The organism is Streptomyces sp. NPDC059010 (assembly GCF_042740355.1).
GTDB lineage: Bacteria > Actinomycetota > Actinomycetes > Streptomycetales > Streptomycetaceae > Streptomyces.
Window position 1 is genome coordinate 190,530 of the sequence record NZ_JBHYJA010000017.1, and the last position, 5,155, is coordinate 195,684.

The window sequence follows — 5,155 nt, forward strand, 5'->3', positions numbered from 1 at the left end:
GACCCCCCCCCGGGGGGGCGCTGGCCCCGGCCCCCCGCGGCGGCCCCGCCGGGGGGCCCCCCCCCCCGCCCCCCCGCGCCCCGCCGCCCCCCCCCCGCCCCGCCCCCGCCCCGTTCATAGCCGTGAGGGGCGCCTAGCGGGCCTTCGGTCCGCCCTTCGGGAGCTTCATGCCCTTGGGCATCGGGCCCTTCGGCAACGGCATGTTGCTCATCAGGTCGCCCATGGCCCGCAGCCGGTCGTTGGTGGCGGTCACCTGGGGGCCGGTCAGGACGCGGGGCAGCTTCAGCATGGTGGTCCGCAGCTTCTTCAGCTCGACCTGCCCCTCGCCCGCACCGACGATCAGGTCGTGCACCGGCACGTCCGCGACGATGCGGTTCATCTTCCTCTTCTCGGCGGCCAGCAGGCCCTTCACCCGGTTCGGGTTGCCCTCGGCGACGAGCACGATGCCGGCCTTGCCGACGGCCCGGTGAACCACGTCCTGACTGCGGTTCATCGCCACCGCCGGTGTGGTCGTCCAGCCTCGGCCGATGTTGTCCAGCACGGCCGCGGCAGCGCCCGGCTGGCCTTCCATCTGCCCGAAGGCGGCCCGCTCGGCCCGGCGCCCGAACACGATCGCCGACGCGAGGAAGGCGAGCAACAGGCCCAGGATGCCGAGATAGATGGGGTGACCGATCAAGAAACCGATCGCGAGGAAGACACCGAAGGTGACGATTCCGACAGCCGCGAGTACAAGACCGATCTTCTTGTCGGCCTTGCGGGTCATCTTGTAGGTCAGAGCGATCTGCTTGAGTCGCCCGGGGTTCGCAGCGTCCGCTGCCGTGTCCTTCCTCGCCATGCCACGAAGTCTACGTGGCCCCGGGAGCGCCGACGACGGCAGTGCCGTGGGGGAGGCGTACGCGGGGGTCAGGGACCGACGGAGGTGACCTCGTCCAGGACGCGCTGTGCCTCGACGCGGTCCTTGGCGCGACGGCGGTCCTCCAGTACGGACGTCCAGGCATTGCGGCGGGCGGTGCGCTGACCGCTGCTCATGAGCAGCGACTCGACGGCACGGAGTGCATCGGTGAACGACGGGATTGCGGTGGCGCGAACGGGCGCGGCCTGCATGGTGGAGGTCCCCCCTCGGGATGACGGCTTTGGTGAGTGGTGCACGGGGTGTACAACCAGGGTCACTGATTGGTGTTACCAGGGCGTGACCGACCGGTCAAACACCAATGAAGCCTTAATACGCCGCCCGAAAAGCTTGACGCGGCCCTGACGGCGCCGCTATCTGCGGGGACGTCCAGGACCGCGTCAATCGGCCGCTACCTGGGGGTAGTTGCTTGTGCGCAGGTTCACACGCTTAAGTGGCACTCCGTGCCATCAGACGGCCTGCGAGGCGACGTAGGAACCCCGCTTCTCGACGGCCATCTGGTACAGCCGTCCGGCGCGGTAGGAGGAGCGGACGAGCGGCCCGGACATCACGCCGGAGAAGCCGATCTGCTCGGCCTCGTCCTTCAGCTCCACGAACTCGTGCGGCTTGACCCAGCGCTCCACGGGGTGGTGCCGGACGCTCGGGCGCAGGTACTGCGTGATGGTGACGAGCTCGCAGCCCGCGTCGTGCAGCTGCTGGAGCGCCTCGCTGATCTCCTCGCGGGTCTCGCCCATGCCGAGGATCAGGTTGGACTTGGTGACCAGGCCGTAGTCGCGGGCCTCGGTGATGACCTTCAGGGAGCGCTCGTAGCGGAAGCCCGGGCGGATGCGCTTGAAGATCCGCGGGACCGTCTCGACGTTGTGCGCGAAGACCTCGGGGCGGGAGGCGAAGACCTCGGCCAGCAGCTCCGGTACGGCGTTGAAGTCCGGGGCGAGCAGCTCGACCTTGGTGCGGCCGGCCTCGCGCTCCGCCGTCTGCTGGTGGATCTGGCGGACCGTCTCGGCGTACAGCCAGGCGCCGCCGTCCGGGAGGTCGTCGCGGGCGACGCCGGTGATGGTGGCGTAGTTCAGGTCCATGGTGACCACGGACTCGCCGACGCGGCGCGGCTCGTCACGGTCGAGCGCCTCGGGCTTGCCGGTGTCGATCTGGCAGAAGTCGCAGCGCCGGGTGCACTGGTCGCCGCCGATGAGGAAGGTCGCCTCGCGGTCCTCCCAGCACTCGTAGATGTTGGGGCAGCCGGCTTCCTGGCAGACCGTGTGCAGGCCCTCGCTCTTCACGAGGTTCTGCATCTTGGTGTACTCGGGACCCATTTTCGCCCGGGTCTTGATCCACTCGGGCTTGCGCTCGATGGGGGTCTGGCTGTTGCGGACCTCCAGGCGCAGCATCTTGCGTCCGTCCGGTGAGACTGCGGACACGTCGGCTCCCTGCTGATTGGCTTGCATGGTCTTCGATTCGTCGGCATACACCAGCGTACGCCCGTGTTTACTGAGCCCTGCCGTCAGGCCAACCCCGCGGCCGCAGGGCTGATTCCCGGCCTCAGGCGGTCGCCTTCTCGATCTCCCGCGGCTTCGGCTCTGCGTTCTCCAGTACGTCCGTCAGGTGCCGCTCGACGACCGGCAGCACCTCGTCGATCGTGACGTCACGGCCGAGCTCGTTGGCCAGCGAGGCGACGCCCGCGTCCCGGATGCCGCACGGGATGATCCGGTCGAACCACTTGTTGTCCGGGTTCACGTTCAGCGCGAAGCCGTGCATCGTCACGCCCTTGGCGACCCGGATCCCGATCGCCGCGATCTTGCGGTCCTCGCGCCGCTGGCCGGCGTTGGACGGGGCGTACTCGGGGCCGTTCAGACGCGGGTCGAACTCCTCGTCGGTGAGACGGGGGTCGAAGTCCAGCGAGAGCCCGCCGAGGGCCCGGCGCTGCTCCAGCGGATCGCCGAGCACCCATACGCCGCTGCGGCCCTCGACCCGGCTGGTCTCCAGGCCGAACTCCGCGCAGGTGCGGATCAGGGCCTCCTCCAGCCGTCGTACGTGCGCCACGACGTCCACCGGGCGCGGCAGCTTCTGGATCGGGTAACCGACCAGCTGGCCGGGGCCGTGCCAGGTGATCTTGCCGCCGCGGTCCACGTCGACGACCGGCGTGCCGTCCAGGGGCCGCTCGTCGTCCGCCGTGCGCCGGCCGGCCGTATACACCGGAGGGTGTTCGAGCAGCAGGACCGTGTCGGGGATCTCGTCCTCGAACCGCGCCGCGTGCACCCGGCGCTGCTCGTCCCACGCCTGCTGGTACTCGACGGCGTCCGCGCCGAATCCCATACGGACGAACCGCAACTCACTCACGGCAAGCGCCTCCCTGGAAGACCGGAAAGTCGTAAGGCACAAAGTGTGCCTACGCCACTGTACGACCGGCTCGTTCGGGTGATGCCCGTCGGCCCGCGTCAGCTCAGTAGGGCAATCCTCACACGATCGGATGAATAGTCGGCGAAATGTGCGATCGACTGCTTACTCTCCGCTACATTCGCGCCGTTCGAGAGTCCAAAAGGGCTGCTCACCGGCAATCCGGGCACTCGATGGCCGTATGGCTTTGCGAGGCCCGAAAGGCAGGAGACCGCACCGCAGATGACGGAACGACCCGCGCAGCGCACTCCCAACCGACAGCTCGCCGCGCTCATCGCAGAAGCGGGATTCTCCAACGCGGGTCTCGCCCGCCGGGTGGACCAGCTCGGCCTCGAACACGGGCTTGATCTCAGATACGACAAGACATCGGTCACCCGCTGGCTGCGCGGACAGCAGCCGCGCGGCACCACCCCCGCCCTCATCGCCGAGGTCTTCACCCGACGCCTCGGCCGCCGTCTGTCGGCCCAGGACCTCGGGCTCGACGCCTGCGCACCGGTGTACGCGGGCCTGGAGTTCGCCGCGACCCCCGAGGAGGCCGTCGACATCGTCAGCGGCCTGTGGCGCAAGGACTCCGGCAGCCACGCCGAACTGCGCAAGATCGCCTTCACCCCGGCCGGGCTCGTCGTGCCCAGCCGGGACTGGCTGATCGGCCGCGCCGACGAGAAGGTCGCCCGCGGCGAACCGCTCGCCCGCATCCCCGCCCAGGGGCGGCCCGCCGTACCCCGCCAGCGCAGCCAGGGCGAGCGCGGACCCGGCCAGAAGGTCACCGGCGGCGACATCGCCGCGCTGCGCTCCGTCGGCGAGCTCTTCCGCTCCCTCGACGACATGTACGGCGGCGGCCACGCCCGGCAGGCCCTCGTGCGCTACCTGGAGCACGAGTGCGAGCCGATGCTGCGCGGCACCTACGGCGAGCAGACCGGCCGCAAGCTGTTCGCCGCCGCCGCCGACCTGACCAGGCTCGCGGGCTGGACGTCGTTCGACATCGCCGCGCACGGGCTCGCCCAGCGGTACTTCGTCCAGTCGCTGCGGCTCGCACAGGCGGCCGGGGACCGGGCGTACGGCTCCTATGTCCTCGTCACCATGAGCCGCCAGGCCGTCTACCTCGGGCACGGCCGCGAGGCCGTCCAGCTGGCGCGGGTGGCCCAGCAGGGTGTCGGCACCAGCGCGCCGCCGGTCGTGCAGGCCCTGCTGCACGCGTGTGAGGCGCGCGGGCACGGCGTACTCGGTGAGGTGCGCGCCTGTACGGCGTCGCTGGTGCGGGCCGAGCGCGCCCTCGAAGCGGCCCGGCCCGTCGACGACGTCCCGCACTGGGCGCGGTTCTTCGACGAGGCGCAGCTCGCCGACGAGTTCGGGCACTGCCACCGGGATCTGCAGCAGTTCCGGGCGGCGGCGCAGCATGCCGAGCGGTCGCTGCAGCTGCGGGCGCCCGCGTATGCCCGTAGCCGGTTGTTCTGCCGGGTGGTGCTCGCCTCCGCCCGGCTGGGGCTCGGTGAGCTCGATCAGGCCTGTGCGCTCGGTGCGGAGGCCGCCGGGCAGGCCGCGGAGATGCGTTCTGTGCGGGCGATCGAGTACGTCAAGGACTTCGAGCGGAGGTTGGAGCCGTATCGGGATGCGGCGCCGGTTCGGGGGTATCGGGACAAGGTCGCTGCGCTGGGGTAGGGCGTTGGAGTTGGGGGCATCGCCGTGACTTCGACCGGTTGTGTGCCGTGTGCCGGTTCGTTGTGGCTGGTCGCGCCCCGCGGCGGAGCCGCATATAGACACAGCCCCGGGCCCCCCCAGGGGGGCGGGGGGGCCCGCCCAGCAAAGGCCCCCCCCGCCAGTGGTTGGACCCGGGGACCGCCCCCCCCCCCCCCA

The 5,155-nt window shown here is 70.6% G+C and carries 5 protein-coding genes; 1 reads left to right on the top strand and 4 read right to left on the bottom strand.

All coding sequences use genetic code 11. The features are described 5' to 3' along the window. Positions 1-133 precede the first annotated feature (133 nt). The 4 genes from ACFWYS_RS20620 to lipB all read right to left on the bottom strand — a co-directional run bounded on the left by ACFWYS_RS20620 (position 134) and on the right by lipB (position 3,286). On the bottom strand, positions 134-835 hold the full coding sequence (locus ACFWYS_RS20620; RefSeq protein ID WP_384770665.1) for a DUF4191 domain-containing protein: 702 nt from the start codon (positions 833-835) through the stop codon (positions 134-136). A 68-nt stretch (positions 836-903) separates the two neighbouring features. After that, positions 904-1,104, bottom strand: a complete 201-nt coding sequence (locus ACFWYS_RS20625; RefSeq protein WP_272124690.1) for a hypothetical protein — start codon at positions 1,102-1,104, stop codon at positions 904-906. 255 nt (positions 1,105-1,359) lie between these two features. Beyond that, the gene (gene lipA, locus ACFWYS_RS20630) at positions 1,360-2,325 is read right to left on the bottom strand and encodes a lipoyl synthase (protein ID WP_384770669.1); all 966 of its coding nucleotides are present in this window, start codon (positions 2,323-2,325) and stop codon (positions 1,360-1,362) included. A 121-nt stretch (positions 2,326-2,446) separates the two neighbouring features. Beyond that, on the bottom strand, positions 2,447-3,286 hold the full coding sequence (lipB, locus tag ACFWYS_RS20635; protein ID WP_384770672.1) for a lipoyl(octanoyl) transferase LipB: 840 nt from the start codon (positions 3,284-3,286) through the stop codon (positions 2,447-2,449). Positions 3,287-3,523: 237 nt separating this feature from the next. Between lipB and ACFWYS_RS20640 the strand changes: the two genes are divergently transcribed. Then, on the top strand, positions 3,524-4,960 hold the full coding sequence (locus tag ACFWYS_RS20640; RefSeq protein WP_384770675.1) for a regulator: 1,437 nt from the start codon (positions 3,524-3,526) through the stop codon (positions 4,958-4,960). Positions 4,961-5,155: the final 195 nt, after the last annotated feature.

Bases quoted from the DNA above. Each gene is read 5' to 3' on its own strand.
- ACFWYS_RS20625 (WP_272124690.1), bottom strand. From the start codon at position 1,104: ATGCAGGCCGCGCCCGTTCGCGCCACCGCAATCCCGTCGTTCACCGAT.
- ACFWYS_RS20640 (WP_384770675.1), top strand. From the start codon at position 3,524: ATGACGGAACGACCCGCGCAGCGCACTCCCAACCGACAGCTCGCCGCG.
- ACFWYS_RS20620 (WP_384770665.1), bottom strand. From the start codon at position 835: ATGGCGAGGAAGGACACGGCAGCGGACGCTGCGAACCCCGGGCGACTC.